This window comes from Albibacterium profundi (assembly GCF_042159835.1).
In the GTDB taxonomy this organism is placed as follows: Bacteria; Bacteroidota; Bacteroidia; order Sphingobacteriales; family Sphingobacteriaceae; genus Albibacterium; species Albibacterium profundi.
The window spans coordinates 1,939,823-1,955,689 of record NZ_JBBVGT010000002.1; the positions used below are offsets into that span (position 1 = coordinate 1,939,823).

The 15,867-nt window shown below is 40.6% G+C and carries 12 protein-coding genes; 8 read left to right on the plus strand and 4 right to left on the minus strand.

Features of this window, described 5'->3' with window-relative positions; genetic code table 11:
• The first annotated feature begins 11 nt into the window (after positions 1-11).
• On the plus strand, positions 12-1,178 hold the full coding sequence (locus WKR92_RS10140) for an RsmB/NOP family class I SAM-dependent RNA methyltransferase (RefSeq protein ID WP_375557715.1): 1,167 nt from the start codon (positions 12-14) through the stop codon (positions 1,176-1,178).
• On the opposite strand, the gene WKR92_RS10145 is transcribed toward WKR92_RS10140, so the two are convergent.
• The 3 genes from WKR92_RS10145 to WKR92_RS10155 all read right to left on the minus strand — a co-directional run bounded on the left by WKR92_RS10145 (position 1,175) and on the right by WKR92_RS10155 (position 5,646).
• On the minus strand, positions 1,175-1,741 hold the full coding sequence (locus tag WKR92_RS10145) for a MarC family protein (protein ID WP_375557716.1): 567 nt from the start codon (positions 1,739-1,741) through the stop codon (positions 1,175-1,177). The two genes, WKR92_RS10140 and WKR92_RS10145, sit on opposite strands and share 4 nt — an antisense overlap.
• A gap of 61 nt (positions 1,742-1,802) precedes the next feature.
• Positions 1,803-3,299, minus strand: coding sequence for an amino acid permease (locus tag WKR92_RS10150; RefSeq protein ID WP_375557717.1), 1,497 nt, complete (start codon positions 3,297-3,299; stop codon positions 1,803-1,805).
• 142 nt (positions 3,300-3,441) lie between these two features.
• On the minus strand, positions 3,442-5,646 hold the full coding sequence (locus tag WKR92_RS10155; RefSeq protein WP_375557718.1) for a sodium-translocating pyrophosphatase: 2,205 nt from the start codon (positions 5,644-5,646) through the stop codon (positions 3,442-3,444).
• A 248-nt stretch (positions 5,647-5,894) separates the two neighbouring features.
• Here WKR92_RS10155 and rpsL point away from each other — a divergent pair, with 248 nt between their 5' ends.
• The 7 genes from rpsL to ggt all read left to right on the plus strand — a co-directional run bounded on the left by rpsL (position 5,895) and on the right by ggt (position 13,864).
• On the plus strand, positions 5,895-6,284 hold the full coding sequence (gene rpsL / locus WKR92_RS10160) for a 30S ribosomal protein S12 (RefSeq protein ID WP_375557719.1): 390 nt from the start codon (positions 5,895-5,897) through the stop codon (positions 6,282-6,284).
• Between the two features lie 23 nt (positions 6,285-6,307).
• Positions 6,308-6,775: a 30S ribosomal protein S7 gene (rpsG, locus tag WKR92_RS10165; RefSeq protein ID WP_375557720.1), complete on the plus strand. Its 468-nt coding sequence runs from the start codon at positions 6,308-6,310 to the stop codon at positions 6,773-6,775.
• A 105-nt stretch (positions 6,776-6,880) separates the two neighbouring features.
• Entirely contained in the window at positions 6,881-8,989 is a 2,109-nt protein-coding gene (gene fusA, locus WKR92_RS10170; RefSeq protein ID WP_375557721.1) for an elongation factor G, read from the plus strand.
• A gap of 63 nt (positions 8,990-9,052) precedes the next feature.
• On the plus strand, positions 9,053-9,358 hold the full coding sequence (gene rpsJ, locus WKR92_RS10175) for a 30S ribosomal protein S10 (RefSeq protein WP_002993539.1): 306 nt from the start codon (positions 9,053-9,055) through the stop codon (positions 9,356-9,358).
• Positions 9,359-9,520: 162 nt separating this feature from the next.
• Positions 9,521-10,900, plus strand: a complete 1,380-nt coding sequence (mgtE, locus tag WKR92_RS10180) for a magnesium transporter (RefSeq protein WP_375557722.1) — start codon at positions 9,521-9,523, stop codon at positions 10,898-10,900.
• 132 nt (positions 10,901-11,032) lie between these two features.
• Positions 11,033-12,040, plus strand: a complete 1,008-nt coding sequence (locus tag WKR92_RS10185) for an NAD(P)H-dependent glycerol-3-phosphate dehydrogenase (RefSeq protein ID WP_375557723.1) — start codon at positions 11,033-11,035, stop codon at positions 12,038-12,040.
• A 42-nt stretch (positions 12,041-12,082) separates the two neighbouring features.
• On the plus strand, positions 12,083-13,864 hold the full coding sequence (ggt, locus tag WKR92_RS10190) for a gamma-glutamyltransferase (protein WP_375557724.1): 1,782 nt from the start codon (positions 12,083-12,085) through the stop codon (positions 13,862-13,864).
• A gap of 80 nt (positions 13,865-13,944) precedes the next feature.
• Here the strand turns inward: ggt and WKR92_RS10195 are convergent, their stop codons facing one another.
• Positions 13,945-15,786, minus strand: coding sequence for a DEAD/DEAH box helicase (locus WKR92_RS10195; protein WP_375557725.1), 1,842 nt, complete (start codon positions 15,784-15,786; stop codon positions 13,945-13,947).
• Between the last annotated feature and the right edge of the window lie 81 nt (positions 15,787-15,867).

The following is a 15,867-nucleotide window of genomic DNA, read 5'->3' on the forward strand; positions in this document are numbered from 1 at the left end:
AACCCTGATTCATGAATGAGAAGCGGTTAGGTCAACAAATCAGTATCTTTAAAAATATACTAGGTCAGTATCATCATGAGATCCCCTTAGCTCGTTTCCTTAGTAGTTATTTTCGACGAAACAAGCAAATGGGATCCAAGGATCGAAAGATAGCAAGCCGGTTAATATATAATTATTTTCGATTGGGGGCCGGTTTGCCCAATCTGCCGATTGAGCGCCGTTTGGCTATAGCTGAATTTCTTTGCACTACTTCGAGTGATTTTGTTGCGCTGTTAGAACCATTACTTCTTCCTCATATCCAGAAGAACATAGAAGATAAAATGATGCTTCTGGAAACGGAGTATCAGTTTAAGCTTGAGCAGATATTTCCTCTATCACATAGAATTTCCCCGAAGGTGAATAAAGAAAAGTTCTTGCAGAGTCATTTTCAGCCGCGGGATTTATTTATCAGACTACGTTCGGGACATGAACGTTTTGTTCAGGAAGTACTTGTCAAAAATAACATTGAGTATAAGTCGATTGGGCAAAAAACCCTGCAATTATCGAATGGCAGTCAATTAGATAAAATTAAAGAGATTGCCGGATATTATGAAGTTCAAGATTTAAGCTCACAGCAAATTATTAACCTCTTGAAGCCGAACGATGGCGAAAGCTGGTGGGATGCTTGTGCAGCCTCAGGTGGTAAGTCGCTACTGTTAAAGGAGGTAAACCCGAATATAGAACTAATGGTTTCGGATAGTCGCTTAAGTATACTTAGAAACCTAGATGAGCGTTTTGACAAAGCTGGAATCAATTCTTATCGAAAAAAGATAATCGACTTAACGAAGAATACCGCCAATGTAATTGGTTACGAAACGTTTGATGGAATTATTGTCGACGCTCCATGTTCAGGTTCGGGAACCTGGGGTAGGGCGCCCGAGCATCTGTCCGTTTTTGACAATGATAAGCTGATGTATTATCAACAACTTCAACGAGATATATTAAATACAGTTGTAAAGCACGTCAAACTTGGTAAGCCACTAATTTATATTACCTGTTCCGTTTATAAATTAGAAAATGAAGACCAAGTTGCACATCTTGTCGAAAAGGGTTTTCAGGTTGAGTCAATGGATTACTTTGAAGGTAGTACAAACGGAGCAGATACATTATTTGCCGCTAGGTTGACGATCCCCCGTTAAATTCCCGTATTCGAACGAAATAATTTTATAGCAATTGCCAGTAGGATAATCCCGAAGGCTTTTCTAAGTACGCTCAACCCGTTTTTGCCGAGCATTCTCTCAAGTCGATATGTGTTTTTCAACACTAAGTATACGACAATAAAATTTAAAATAATTCCAATAATAATATTTTGAGTAGCAAACTCTGCCTTGAGTGATAAGAGTGTTGTTAAGGTGCCTGCACCGGCAATTAAAGGGAATGCTAATGGTATTATTGAGGCCGTCTCATGACTGTCTTCCTTGAAGACCGTAATCCCCAGTACCATTTCCATCGCTATGAAAAAGATGACTAATGAACCTGCTATAGCAAAAGACGCTACATCAACGCCAATTATGTTTAGAAGCTCTTCTCCAATAAAAAGAAAAGCCAACATGATTCCCATGGCTACCAAGCACGTTTTTTCTGATTGAATCTGTCCGACCTTTTGCCGCAGATCGATAATGATAGGTATCGATCCTAAAATATCAATTATCGCAAACAGTATCATTGACACTGACAGAATCTCTTTGAAGTTGAAATACATATAACCTATTGACGAATAATATTATTCTTTTGTAACTATTTATGCATTAGATGATTTGATATTACCGCTGTTTGTTTCTTATCTTACTATGTTTTTTACCGTAAAAGAGATAAATAGCAATTCCAAGCGCCATCCATATTCCTAATCGTTCCCAACTTTCAATCGGAAGCGATCCCATCAAAAGCACACACACTATCACTCCTAATATTGGTATTACAGGAACAAAAGGTGTTTTAAACGGTCGATGCGCATTGGGGTCTGTTTTTCTTAGAATAACAACTCCGATACAGACTAATGAGAAAGCAAAAAGCGCACCAATACTAACCATGTGTCCGAGGTCGGATATCGGAACAAAGCCAGCAAACGCGCTCACGAAAAACATAAAGATTAGGTTAGTTTTCCAAGGAGTTTGCTTTCTAGATAAATCTGAAAACAATGATGGAAGCAATCCATCCTTACTCATACTATAGAAAACACGACTTTGCCCCAAGAGCATTACGAGTATTACTGACGTATAACCCGTCAAGATTGCAATCATCAGAAATTGATTTAAGAAGGTATAACCCGTAACTGCAAAAGCTGTAGTAACCGGGCTAGCATCATTTTCGAATTGGGTATAATTTGCAAGTCCGGTCATTACGAACGAGAACAGGAAATAGATAATTGTACATACAATTAAAGAGCCGATAATACCAATGGGCATGTCTTTCTGAGGATTTTTAGCCTCTTGTGCTGCTGTGCTAACGGCATCAAAGCCTATAAATGCAAAGAAGACGACCCCGGCACCCCGCATAATTCCGGTTATGCCGTATTCTCCAAAATAACCTTCTTTAAAGAAATCAAAAATGCCAATTTCACCAGATTTTAAGAGCTCTTCGCCGGTATTCGTCGGGATAAAAGGGCTATGGTTGGCAGGATTCATAAATGACCACCCTAGGCCTATGAAAATAAGGACAACAGCAAGCTTAACTATTACTAAAAGATTGTTTACGAATGACGACTCGGCCGTTCCTTTCATTAGAAGCAGCGATAATATACAAACAATCGCAATGGCCGGCAGGTTGATAATTCCAGTTTCGGTAAGACCGTTGATAGTTTCATAAGACTCCCATGGTCCATGTAATAGTGAGTTCGGAATATGTATTCCAAAGCCACTTAGAAATTGACTAAGATATTGGGACCAGCTGACCGCTACAGTGGCGGCGCCTAAAGCATATTCCAATACGAGGTCCCATCCGATAATCCAAGCAACCCATTCTCCCATGGTTGCATACGAGTAAGTGTATGCGCTTCCGGCGACTGGAATCATCGATGCGAATTCTGCATAGCATAAGCCAGCAAGACCACAGACGCATGCGGCAAGGACAAATGACAGGGTGACGGCCGGACCTGCATTCTCTGCTGCAACAATCCCTGTCAATGAAAATAATCCAGCGCCAATGATAGCACCGACGCCTAGAGCAACCAGATGATAACTTGTTAATGTTCGTTTTAGAGTTCCTTCACCGATTTCTTTTGCTTCGGCGACTAATGCAGGTATTGATTTTTTAAATAACATAGGCTTTGGTTGACTCTTAGCTGGTTTGTTTTTATTTCAGTTCAAACGTACAAATTTTTGAGTGAAAATATAAAAAGCGACCTTTTTTTCGTAAGTCGCTTTTTATATATCATTTATCAAGTTTTAGATAACTAGCTGTGTACTACAACCGTTCGGGTTCTGTTTCATTTAAATTGACCACAATCTCGATTGGTTCGGGTTCTTTTATAATGTTTTTAGCTTCCTCTACATTGGCTTCGTTTATGTGTGGAGCAATGATTAACGATACGATGGACATTAACTTAATTAAGATGTTCATCGAAGGACCGGAAGTGTCTTTAAATGGATCACCAACCGTATCACCTGTGACCGAGGCTTTGTGAGGTTCAGAGTTCTTGTAGTGAGTCTGACCGTCGATTTCAACACCCTTTTCAAACGATTTTTTGGCATTATCCCATGCTCCTCCGGCATTATTTTGAAATATCCCCATCAATACGCCTGATACGGTTACCCCTGCTAAAAGACCTCCAAGAACTTCTGGTCCGAAAAGAAAGCCAATAATAACCGGAACAAGAAGAGCAATCGCTCCAGGTAATATCATTTCCCTAAGCGAGGCCTTAGTTGAGATTGCTACACATTTTTGATATTCCGGTTTTGCTTTGTATTCCATTATACCGGGTATTTCTCTGAACTGTCTTCTAACCTCTTTTACCATTTCCATAGCAGCACGTCCGACAGCCGAGATACAAAGTGAAGAGAATATGAACGGAATCATACCACCCACGAATAAACCCGCTAAAACATCCGCTTTGTATATATCAATCTGATCGATACCTGCAAGTCCAACAAAAGCTGCGAATAGAGCGAGGGACGTCAATGCGGCGGAAGCAATCGCAAAACCTTTGCCGGTTGCTGCTGTGGTGTTGCCTACCGCATCAAGGTTGTCTGTACGATCACGAACCTCATCGGGAAGTTGACTCATTTCGGCAATTCCGCCGGCGTTATCTGCAACTGGGCCAAATGCATCTATGGCTAATTGCATGGCTGTTGTAGCCATCATACCCGCCGCCGCGATGGCAACGCCATAAAAACCAGCAAAGTGATACGAGCCATAAATACCGCCTGCGAGTACCAAGATAGGAATAACAGTAGACTCCATACCGATTGCCAACCCGCCGATTATATTTGTAGCATGACCCGTTGAAGATTGTTTAATGATCGACATTACAGGGCGTTTGCCCATGGATGTAAAATACTCGGTTACATAGCTCATCAAGGCGCCTACGATGAGACCTACCATAATAGAGAGAAAAACATCCGTATTGGTAAATTCATATCCACGCAAGATCATGCTTTCCGGCATTATCCATTTGACGGCAAAGAAAGATGCGATGGCCGTTAGAATGATAGACGCCCAGTTTCCAAGATTAAGAGCGCTTTGAACATTGCTTGTCTCGTTCTTAATTTTAACAAGAGATGTTGAGATAATCGAAAAGAGTAGACCCAGACCTGCAATGACCATAGGCAATAATATAGGAGCTATTCCATCGAAATTATCATTTGAAATAATCTCCCTTCCTAGAACCATTGTTGCAAGTAGGGTTGCTACAAAAGAGCCAAATAGATCGGCTCCCATTCCTGCAACATCGCCTACATTATCACCCACGTTATCGGCGATGGTCGCTGGGTTGCGCACATCATCTTCTGGGATTCCAGCTTCTACTTTTCCTACGAGATCCGCACCGACGTCGGCAGCTTTTGTATAGATGCCACCACCTACACGTGCGAAAAGAGCAATTGATTCTGCCCCCAATGAAAAACCGGCTAAGACTTCTAAGGCTTTTTCCATTTCTAAACCGTTTACAGAGCCTCCGGTGTTAATAACATATAATTGGTAGAATACAATAAACAAACTTCCTAATCCAAGTATAGCTAAGCCTACGACACCGATGCCCATCACGCTTCCTGCCGTAAAAGAAACTTTCAGAGCTTTTGCCAAGCTCGTACGAGCAGCTTGTGTAGTGCGGACGTTGGCTTTCGTGGCTATGTTCATACCTATATATCCTGCAAACGCAGATGTAAAGGCACCAATAATGAAAGAAACAGCTATCACCCAGCTCGATGTTTCAATTAATGTTCCAGAGTAGCCAAGAATTAATGCAGCAATAATTACGAAATATGAAAGTACTTTCCACTCTGCTTTTAAAAAAGCCATCGCGCCCTCTGCAATATAACCTGCTAGTGTACGCATATTGTCGTCGCCCGCTTCTTGCTTCGAGACCCAAGCACTTTTCGTGATCATCACGATAAGTCCAATGATACCGACAAGCGGTATGGCATAGATAAGATTGTTTTGTAAAAATTCCATTAATAGTTAGTTAAAATCTAGGTAAAATAGTTCGTCAGTTGTGGACTGAGAATACCAAAAATAAGACGGTTATTCTAATATTCAAATTTATTTTCAACTATTTGTTATTTATCGCGCTGAATTGCCTAAAATAGAAGGCGAGTCTAGTTTGTTTTTTAAAATAATAAATACTTGATATATAAAGAGATTTCCTATATCTTTGCAGTCCTAAAAAGTAAATAGGAATAAATAAATTTAAAAAACACTAAATGCCTACTATTCAACAACTAGTAAGAAAAGGTAGAGTAGCTTTGGTTGACAAGAGTAAGTCGCCAGCATTGGACAGCTGTCCACAGCGAAGAGGTGTATGTACTCGTGTGTACACCACTACCCCTAAAAAGCCAAACTCGGCTATGCGTAAAGTTGCACGTGTACGTTTGACAAATGGAAAAGAAGTAAACGCTTATATTCCTGGAGAAGGACACAATTTGCAAGAACACTCAATTGTATTGATTCGCGGAGGTCGTGTTAAAGATCTTCCAGGAGTTCGTTATCACATTGTTCGTGGTGCGTTAGATACATCGGGCGTTGCCGGTCGTAACCAGCGTCGTTCTAAATACGGAACTAAACGTCCTAAACCCGGACAAGCTGCAAAGTAATTAAATTTTAGGAGAAATTAAAGATGAGAAAGTCAAAACCAAAAAAACGAATCATTTTACCTGATCCAAAATTTAATGATGCTCAGGTAACGCGTTTTGTGAACAACATGATGTACGATGGAAAAAAATCTATCGCATATTCAATATTTTATGATGCAGTTCAGTTAGTTGAGGATAAAACTAACGAGAACGGTCTTGAAGCTTGGAAAAAAGCTTTAAACAATGTAATGCCTTCTGTAGAGGTGAAATCTCGTCGTGTAGGTGGAGCTAACTTCCAAGTTCCTACTGAGGTTCGTCCGGAGCGAAAAATTGCTTTAGGAATGAAATGGCTAATTAGCTACGCACGCAAAAGAGGTGAAAAAACTATGCATGAAAAATTAGCAGGAGAAATCATCTCTGCATCCAAAGGTGAAGGCGCAGCGGTTAAGAAAAAGGAAGATGTACACAAGATGGCCGAAGCTAACAAAGCGTTCTCGCATTTTAGATTCTAATCTTAACACTTTATGTTCGATATTATCACACCGACAGTTTTTTTCTCTATAGGGAGAAGACTGTCGGTGTGATATTTTTGATACGAAAAACGAAAAAAATAAATCATGTCAAGAGACTTAAAATTCACTAGAAATATTGGTATCGCTGCCCACATTGATGCCGGTAAAACTACAACTACTGAGCGTATTCTTTTTTATTCTGGAGTTAACCACAAATTAGGAGAAACTCACGAAGGTTCTGCTACTACAGACTGGATGGCGCAAGAGCAGGAGCGTGGAATTACCATTACTTCCGCGGCAGTAACAGTGGGATGGAAATATAGAGACAATCAGTATCACATTAATATTATTGATACGCCAGGGCACGTTGACTTTACTGTAGAGGTGAACCGTTCACTTCGTGTTTTGGACGGATTAGTATTTTTGTTCTCGGCCGTTGACGGTGTTGAGCCTCAATCTGAAACAAATTGGCGTTTAGCAAATAATTACAATGTACCTCGGATTGGTTTTGTTAATAAAATGGACCGTTCGGGCGCTGATTTCTTAAAAGTTGTTGGTCAGGTTCGTGAAATGTTAGGAAGCCACGCGGTTCCTTTGCAATTGCCAATTGGATCAGAAGATACTTTCAAAGGAGTGGTTGATTTAATTAACAACCGAGGCATTGTTTGGAATACCGAAGATAAAGGAATGACATTTACTGAAGTTCCGATTCCTGATGAATTATTAGAAGAAACAGCAGTTTGGAGAGAAAAGCTTTTAGAAGCTGTTGCGGATTATGATGAGACCTTAATGGAAAAGTTCTTTGACGATCCTGATTCAATTACTGAGCGTGAGATTCTAGATGCACTTCGTGCAGCTACTCTTGACGCTAAAATTGTTCCTATGGTGTGTGGTTCATCCTTTAAAAACAAGGGTGTGCAGACTATGTTAGACTATGTAATGGAATTACTTCCGTCTCCACTTGACGTTGAAGCAATTGAAGGAACAAATCCTAAAACTGAAGAAGTAGTTGTACGTAAACCTGATGTAAAGGAGCCCTTTGCAGCCTTGGCATTTAAGATTGCAACAGATCCATTTGTTGGACGACTTTGCTTTATTCGCGTATACTCAGGTAACCTAGAAGCGGGTTCTTATGTATATAACACCCGTTCAGACAATAAAGAGCGTATTTCTCGTATTTTCCAAATGCATGCGAATAAGCAGAATGCTATTCCTAATGTTGGAGCAGGAGATATTGCGGCCGTTGTTGGATTTAAGGATATTAAAACTGGAGATACTCTTTGTGATGAAAAAAATCCAATTGTATTAGAGTCTATGGATTTCCCTGATCCTGTAATTGGTTTGGCTATTGAACCAAAAACTCAAGCGGATGTTGATAAGTTAGGTATGGCTCTTGCTAAATTAGCAGAAGAAGACCCTACATTCCAAGTAAAAAGCGATGATGATACTGGTCAGACTGTGATTTCCGGAATGGGTGAATTACACCTAGATGTATTAATTGACCGTTTGAAACGTGAATTTAAAGTCGAAATCAATCAAGGTGCTCCGCAAGTAGCATACAAAGAGGCTATTACCGGAACAGTTCAACACCGAGAAACTTATAAGAAACAAACTGGTGGACGTGGTAAGTTCGCGGATATCCAGGTAGTAGTATCTCCTATCGACGAAGGTAAAACTGGTTTACAGTTCGAGAATGAGATCGTTGGTGGTGCTATTCCACGGGAATATATTCCTTCGGTACAAAAAGGTTTTGAGACTTCAATGGTTAACGGTGTGTTAGCCGGATTCCCAGTTAGCGATATGAAAGTTCGTCTGATTGATGGATCATTCCACCCCGTGGATTCAGATTCATTGTCATTCGAGATTGCAGCTCGCGCAGCATTTCGTAATGCCCTTCCTAAATGTTCTCCTGTTTTAATGGAGCCTATTATGAAGATAGAGGTTTTAACTCCAGAGGAGAACATGGGTGATGTAATGGGAGATTTGAACCGTCGTCGTGGACAACTACAGGGTATGGATAGCCGCAATGGTGTTCAGGTAATTAAAGCACTTGTTCCACTTTCTGAAATGTTTGGATACGTTACACAGTTGCGTACCATTACATCAGGTCGTGCAACGTCGACTATGGAGTTTGATCACTATGAAGCTGCACCTAAAAATGTTCAGGAGGAAGTCGTGGCCAAAGCAAAAGGTAAAGTAAGCTCCGAAGATTAAAACGTAATAAATTACTGACTGTTACAAATTGCTCTAACAGTTGGTCGAAATAAAACAAATAAAATGAGCCAAAGAATCAGAATTAAATTAAAATCGTACGACTACAACTTAGTTGATAAGTCTGCTGAAAAAATTGTTAAAACTGTTAAGCCTACTGGCGCGGTGGTAAGCGGACCCATCCCTTTGCCGACCGAGAAAAAAATCTACACAGTTCTTCGTTCACCGCACGTTAACAAAAAAGCACGTGAGCAGTTTCAGCTGTGTGCATACAAAAGATTGTTAGATATCTACAGTTCTAATTCAAAGACGGTTGATGCTTTGATGAAGCTTGAATTACCAAGTGGAGTTGAAGTTGAGATTAAAGTTTAAGTAATAGCGATTTTATATGGAAAGCCAAGGCAAAATATGCTTTGGCTTTTTTTGTGCATGATATTTGCTAAAAAATATATACTTTTTCGTTGTTCTGCTTTAAAAAACCGACTTTTGTGCAAGTCAAATTTGAGAATTATGTAACGCTCTAAATTACTTCGTATGGATGAAATAGAAATGTTGACAGATCAAGTTGAATTGTTACTTGAAGAAGGGGATCCCGTTAAGCTAAACGAATACTTAGATAATCTGAACATTTCTGATGTTGAAGCTTTAATCGACGAGATTCCAGAGTACGCTGATACCTTTATTTCAACCTTAAGTATAAACCGAGCCGTTAATGTTTTTAGGATTCTCGACTTTCCTACTCAAGAGCGAATTGTAAAAAAATTATCAGGACCAAAAATAGCCGAATTAATAAACGAATTACCGCCCGATGATAGGACGTCATTCTTTAGTGAATTGCATGGCGATGCAGTAAAGAAATTGATTATTTTACTACCACCTGCTGATAGAAAAGAAGCTCTTTCGTTACTAGGTTATCCAGAAGAGAGTGTAGGTCGTCTTATGACTCCTGATTATATCACTGTAAAGGAGCACTGGAGCGTAGCGCGCGCACTTGAACATATCCGTAGATATGGAAAAAATTCAGAAACTATTGACGTTTTGTATGTGATCGACAGCGACGGGGTTTTATTAGACGATATCAGAATTCGCGAAATATTGTTGGTTAAACCAGACGTGCTCATTAGTGACCTAATGGATAATCGCTTGATTTCACTAAAGGCGATGGATCATCAGGAAGAGGCTATTACCGTTTTTAGAATGAACAATCGGGTTGCTCTCCCAGTTACTGATGATCAGCAGATTATGTTGGGCATCGTTACTGTCGACGACATTCTTTGGGTAGCTAATGAAGAGTATACCGAAGACATGCAGCGAATAGGGGGTACGGAAGCTTTAGATGAACCCTACATGGATATGTCTATCATTAACCTGGTAAAAAAACGTGCAGGATGGCTGGTGCTACTCTTCTTCGGGCAACTTTTTACGGCGTCGGTTATGGGGCATTATGAAGCGCAATTAGCGGGTGCTCTTATACTGGCTGTGTTTATTCCGTTAATTATGTCAAGCGGTGGAAATAGTGGATCACAGGCATCGACGCTAATTATTCAGTCGATGGCTATGGGTGATGTTACGTTAAGTGACTGGTGGAACGTTATGAAACGTGAGCTAATATCTGGTTTGTTGTTGGGTTTGATTCTGGGCGGATTAGGTTTTATGCGTATCTATTTTCAGCAACAGGCATTTGGCGATATGGGAGAACATTGGTATCTGATCGCAATTGTTGTTAGTTTATCGCTCGTCGGAGTTGTTACGTGGGGTTCATTAATAGGTTCTATGTTGCCGTTCATTTTGCGACGATTTGGGGCTGACCCCGCTACTTCATCCACGCCTTTCGTAGCCACACTTGTGGATGTGACTGGACTTATACTTTACTTCTCCATCGCGACATACATTCTGCGCGGGTTCCTCTTTTAACAATTCTTTGTTAATCGATTTTGAATACACAATATATTAGACATGGTTTACAATGCATGGGCAACAATGAAACATTTTGTTTGTTGACAGTATAAAGTTTAACTTGGTAAATTATTATTTCTATCCTCCATTATGAGATTAAAAGAGAAAAAGGTCGCCGTTATTGGTGGTGGCAGTTGGGCTACGGCAATAGTAAGAATGTTGTTAGATAATAGAGAATCAAAAGATTTATATTGGTGGATGAGAAGTGAGGAAGCTCGAAATTCGATTATAAAAGATGGTAGAAATCCCAACTATTTAAGCGCGGTCCAAATTGATATCGAGCCAGAAAATATAAGTAACGATATAAACTATATTATTGAAAAGTCGAATATTATCATTCTTTGCGTGCCAGCAGCATTTCTTATTGAAACACTGTCCTCGCTAAATCCTGAGAGCCTACAGGGTAAAATCGTTGTATCGGCAATAAAGGGTATTGTGCCGGAAACCAATCAAATCATTGGAGAATACCTTCAGGTTGAGTATAATATACCTGTTAATGATATAGCTGTTATCAGCGGACCTTGCCACGCTGAAGAGGTATCTCAACGGAAACTATCCTACCTAACTCTGGGATCGCAAGCAACTGAGGTAGCAGAGCTAATTGCGTCTTTGCTTCATACCAGCTATATAAAAACGACAATATCTGAGGATATTTACGGTATTGAATACGCAGCCGTATTGAAAAATATTTACGCTATAGCCAGCGGCATTTGTCACGGTGTAGGTTTTGGGGATAATTTTCAAGCAGTATTGATTTCAAATGCGATCCGAGAAATGGCATCGCTTTTAAATGTTGTGCATCCTATTCAACGTGATATAAATGAGTCTGCTTATTTAGGAGATTTATTAGTTACGGGATATTCACAATTCAGTAGAAATCGTACATTTGGGAATATGATTGCAAAGGGCTATACGGTGCGTTCGGCTCAATTGGAGATGAATATGGTTGCCGAAGGCTATTATGCCAGTAAATGTATCCACAGTATCATTAAAGAATTAGAACTCGATTTGCCGATATGTCGTGCCGTCTATGCTGTTCTTTATGAAAAGCACTCCCCAACTGTTGAGGCTCGACTATTAGCGGAATTGTTGAGTTAAATAGCGAGAAAATTATAAATAAATTGTGAAAAAAAGTCATTGATGAAACACCAGATTAACTCTAAAATATCCCTTGTTCTGATTGCTTTTATGGTTGTGCTCTCGAGTACGGGCTGTAAACTATTTCGAAAATCACCTGCTGTGAATGCGGGCGTAGAACAGGTCCATACTGAGACCGTTAAAGAAGCTACAAAGGAAGATGCCAGAGACCTTAAAGGATATAGAAATGGCATGGTTGTGTCCGCTCATCCGATTGCTTCAGAAGTTGGTCTTTCGGTGTTGAAAAAAGGAGGGAATGCCGTAGATGCTGCAGTTGCAGTACAATTTGCATTAGCAGTCGTTTATCCGAATGCAGGGAATCTTGGAGGCGGAGGGTTTCTAGTATATCGTTCTGCGTCAGGCGATATCGCTAGTTTAGATTTTCGGGAAAAAGCACCGGGAGAAGCCTATCGTGATATGTATTTGGATATGCATGGTGAACCAATCGTCGATTTATCATTAAGAGGGCAATTAGCATCAGGTGTGCCGGGTTCAGTCGATGGAATGGTTAAAGCGCATCAAAAATATGGTAAACTTTCATGGAAGGAATTAATCCAGCCGGCAATAGATCTGGCAAGTAAGGGTTTTCCGTTAACCGCGATGCAAGCTCGGGAATTTAATTCAAGACGAGATAACTTTTTAAAATATAACCCCGAAGGAACAGCATTTACGTCGACGGAGAACTGGTCGGGGGGGGACATATTTGTTCAGCTCGAATTAGCACATACCCTTGAGCTAATCAGAGATCATGGACGAGATGGATTCTATGGCGGAGAAACAGCAGAGAAGATTGTCGCAGAAATGAAAAGTGGTAACGGATTGATCAATTTGCAAGACCTTCGAGACTATGAAGCTCAATGGAGAAAGCCGGTTGTAGGTTCTTATCGTGGATATAAAATCATCTCTATGCCCCCGCCTTCGAGTGGAGGTATAGCTTTATTGCAACTGCTTCACAGTGTCGAAGCATTTCCGTTAAAGAAATGGGGGTTTCAGAGCGATTCAACAGCACAAGTGATGATAGAGGCAGAACGCCGTGTATATGCAGATCGATCTGAGCATTTGGGTGACCCCGACTTTTATAATGTGCCAGGCGACCAGCTGATCAATATCAAATACAATGCGATTCGGATGAGTGATATGAACTTTAATCAAGCTACTCCGAGCTCGTCGATTCAGGCAGGGAGTGTGTCTACGCCAGTTGAAAGCGAAGAGACCACGCATTTCTCGATCGTTGATAAGGAAGGCAATGCAGTTTCGCTGACAACGACGTTAAATGGCTCTTATGGTTCTCAAGTTGTCGTTAGTGGTGCTGGATTTTTGCTGAATAATGAAATGGATGATTTCTCTGTTAAACCCGGTGCTCCTAATATGTTCGGCCTAACAGGAGGAGTGGCTAACAGTATTGAACCTGGCAAACGTATGCTAAGCTCAATGACACCAACCATCGTTGAAAACGATGGTCAGTTATTTATGGTCGTAGGCACACCGGGAGGCTCAACGATTATCACATCAGTTTTCCAGACCATTTTGAACGTTATCGACTGGGGTATGGGTATGCAAGAAGCCGTGGACGCGCCGCGCTTTCACCACCAATGGCTTCCGGACCAAGTAGACGCGGAAGCAGCGGCATTTACTCCGGAAATAAGAGCTAGGTTAGATCAAAAGGGATATAAGATCCAAGACCGTGGATCCATAGGCAGAGTTGATGCAATATTGGTTTCAGAAGACGGAATTCTGACCGGTGGTGCAGATCCTCGCGGCGACGACAAAGCTGTCGGGTATTAACAATTATGTAAGAAGTCAGACTATAATAAAAAAAGGGAACTCGAAAGAATTCCCTTTTTTTATTATAGTTTGTTATGTTGTTACCAGCGTTTCTTCATTTCGCTTTTGCTTCTTCCTGAGAAGTCGCGAAAGCCAGAATCTTGCTTTTCTCTAGAACGTTTCTCATAGCCATTTCGAGGTCTTTCCCCTCCATTTCTTGATGAACCGTTTCGGGAAGAAAAACCATTTCTAGATCGAGATCCACCGCCGTTACGATTGCGACCACGACCGTCGCCTCCTTCACTCGGACGAGCACCGGCGTTCTCTATACGTACGTCACGACCATTAAATTCAATATTCTTAAAGTTGGCGTAAAGACTGTCAACATCTTTATCTTCTACTTCAAAGAAAGAATAAACGCCTTTTAGATCGATTTTGCCAACCGATTTGCCGCTCACTTTTCCATTGTTGCAGATAAAGCCTAGTAAGCTTCCTCTATTGAATTCATCTACAGAACCTAGATTTATAAACAAACGGGTAAAACCAACATTGGTTCCATTTCTTCTTCCAGAACGGCCAGATCTGTCGCCTTTTTCTTGAATGCGAACATTATCCGTGTTAACGTTTAAATCCTTAGCATTTTTGTAATATTCTAAGAAGCGATTAAATTCAACAGATGCGAAGCGCTTGATCAGATCTTCCTTGCTTAACTCCCCAAACTCTTCCATGATACGAGGAATATAGGGTGCAATTTGCTCGTCGTTTACCGTTACGTTATGAACTTTGTGAATCATTCCAAATAGTTGTTTTTCGCAAACATCGAATCCACTAGGTACATCAGCTTTTACAAACTTCTTACCTATAATCCGTTCTATCTGTCTAATTTTGCCAAGTTCTTTAACGTTAATAATAGAGATGGATACGCCTGATTTGCCTGCACGGGCAGTACGGCCACTTCTATGTGTATAATTCTCAACCTCATCAGGAAGTGAATAATTAATAACGTGCGTTACGTTATTAACATCAATACCGCGAGAGGCAACATCGGTTGCTATTAATAGCTGGATGCTACGGTCCCGATATTGCTTCATTACTTTATCACGCTGTTGTTGAGACAAATCACCATGTAAGGCATTGGCATTATAGCCGTCCTTAATCAAGGCTTCGGCAATATCTTGAGTTTCAATCTTCGTACGACAGAATACAATCCCAAAGATATCCGGATTATAGTCAACAATACGTTTAAATGTAGAAAACTTATCAGCTGCGCGTACCACGTAGTACTCGTGCTCAATATTCTCATTTCCAGTATTCTGAGTGCCCATGGTTAATTCCATAGGGTCAGTCATGTACTGTTTTGCTATTTTGCGCACTTCTCGTGGCATGGTTGCAGAAAATAACCAAGTTTTTTTCTCTTCCGGAGTGGTAGACAGAATATTGTTAATATCCTCTTGGAAGCCCATGTTTAGCATTTCGTCGGCTTCATCTAAAACAACATACTTTACATTTGAAAAGTCGATAGCATTTCTTCCGAGAATATCTAGCATTCTTCCAGGTGTCGCCACCACAACCTGTACGCCACGACGTATCTGACGGAGCTGATCGCTAATGCTTGCACCGCCGTAAACGGATACAATGTGTACATTGCTCATGTTTTTCGCGTACTTCTTCAAGTCGTTTGAAATCTGCAAACATAGCTCTCTCGTAGGGCATAAGATTAATGCCTGAGGATGTTTTTGCGAAAAGTCGAGTAATTCTAATAAAGGCAAGCCAAAGGCTGCAGTTTTTCCGGTTCCGGTTTGGGCTAATCCGACAAAGTCGTTGCTGCCTTCAAGTAACACGGGAACGGACTGTTCCTGAATAGGTGTAGGTTTTTCAAAACCTATCTCTGTTAAGGCATTAACAATATCATGACGGATCCCCAGTTCAATAAATGGGTTCATGATGTAAATAACACGATAGGCCTAATTGCCTAAGGCGGGTGCAAAGGTACTAGATTAATTTTTAAAATCCTAGTTAATAAA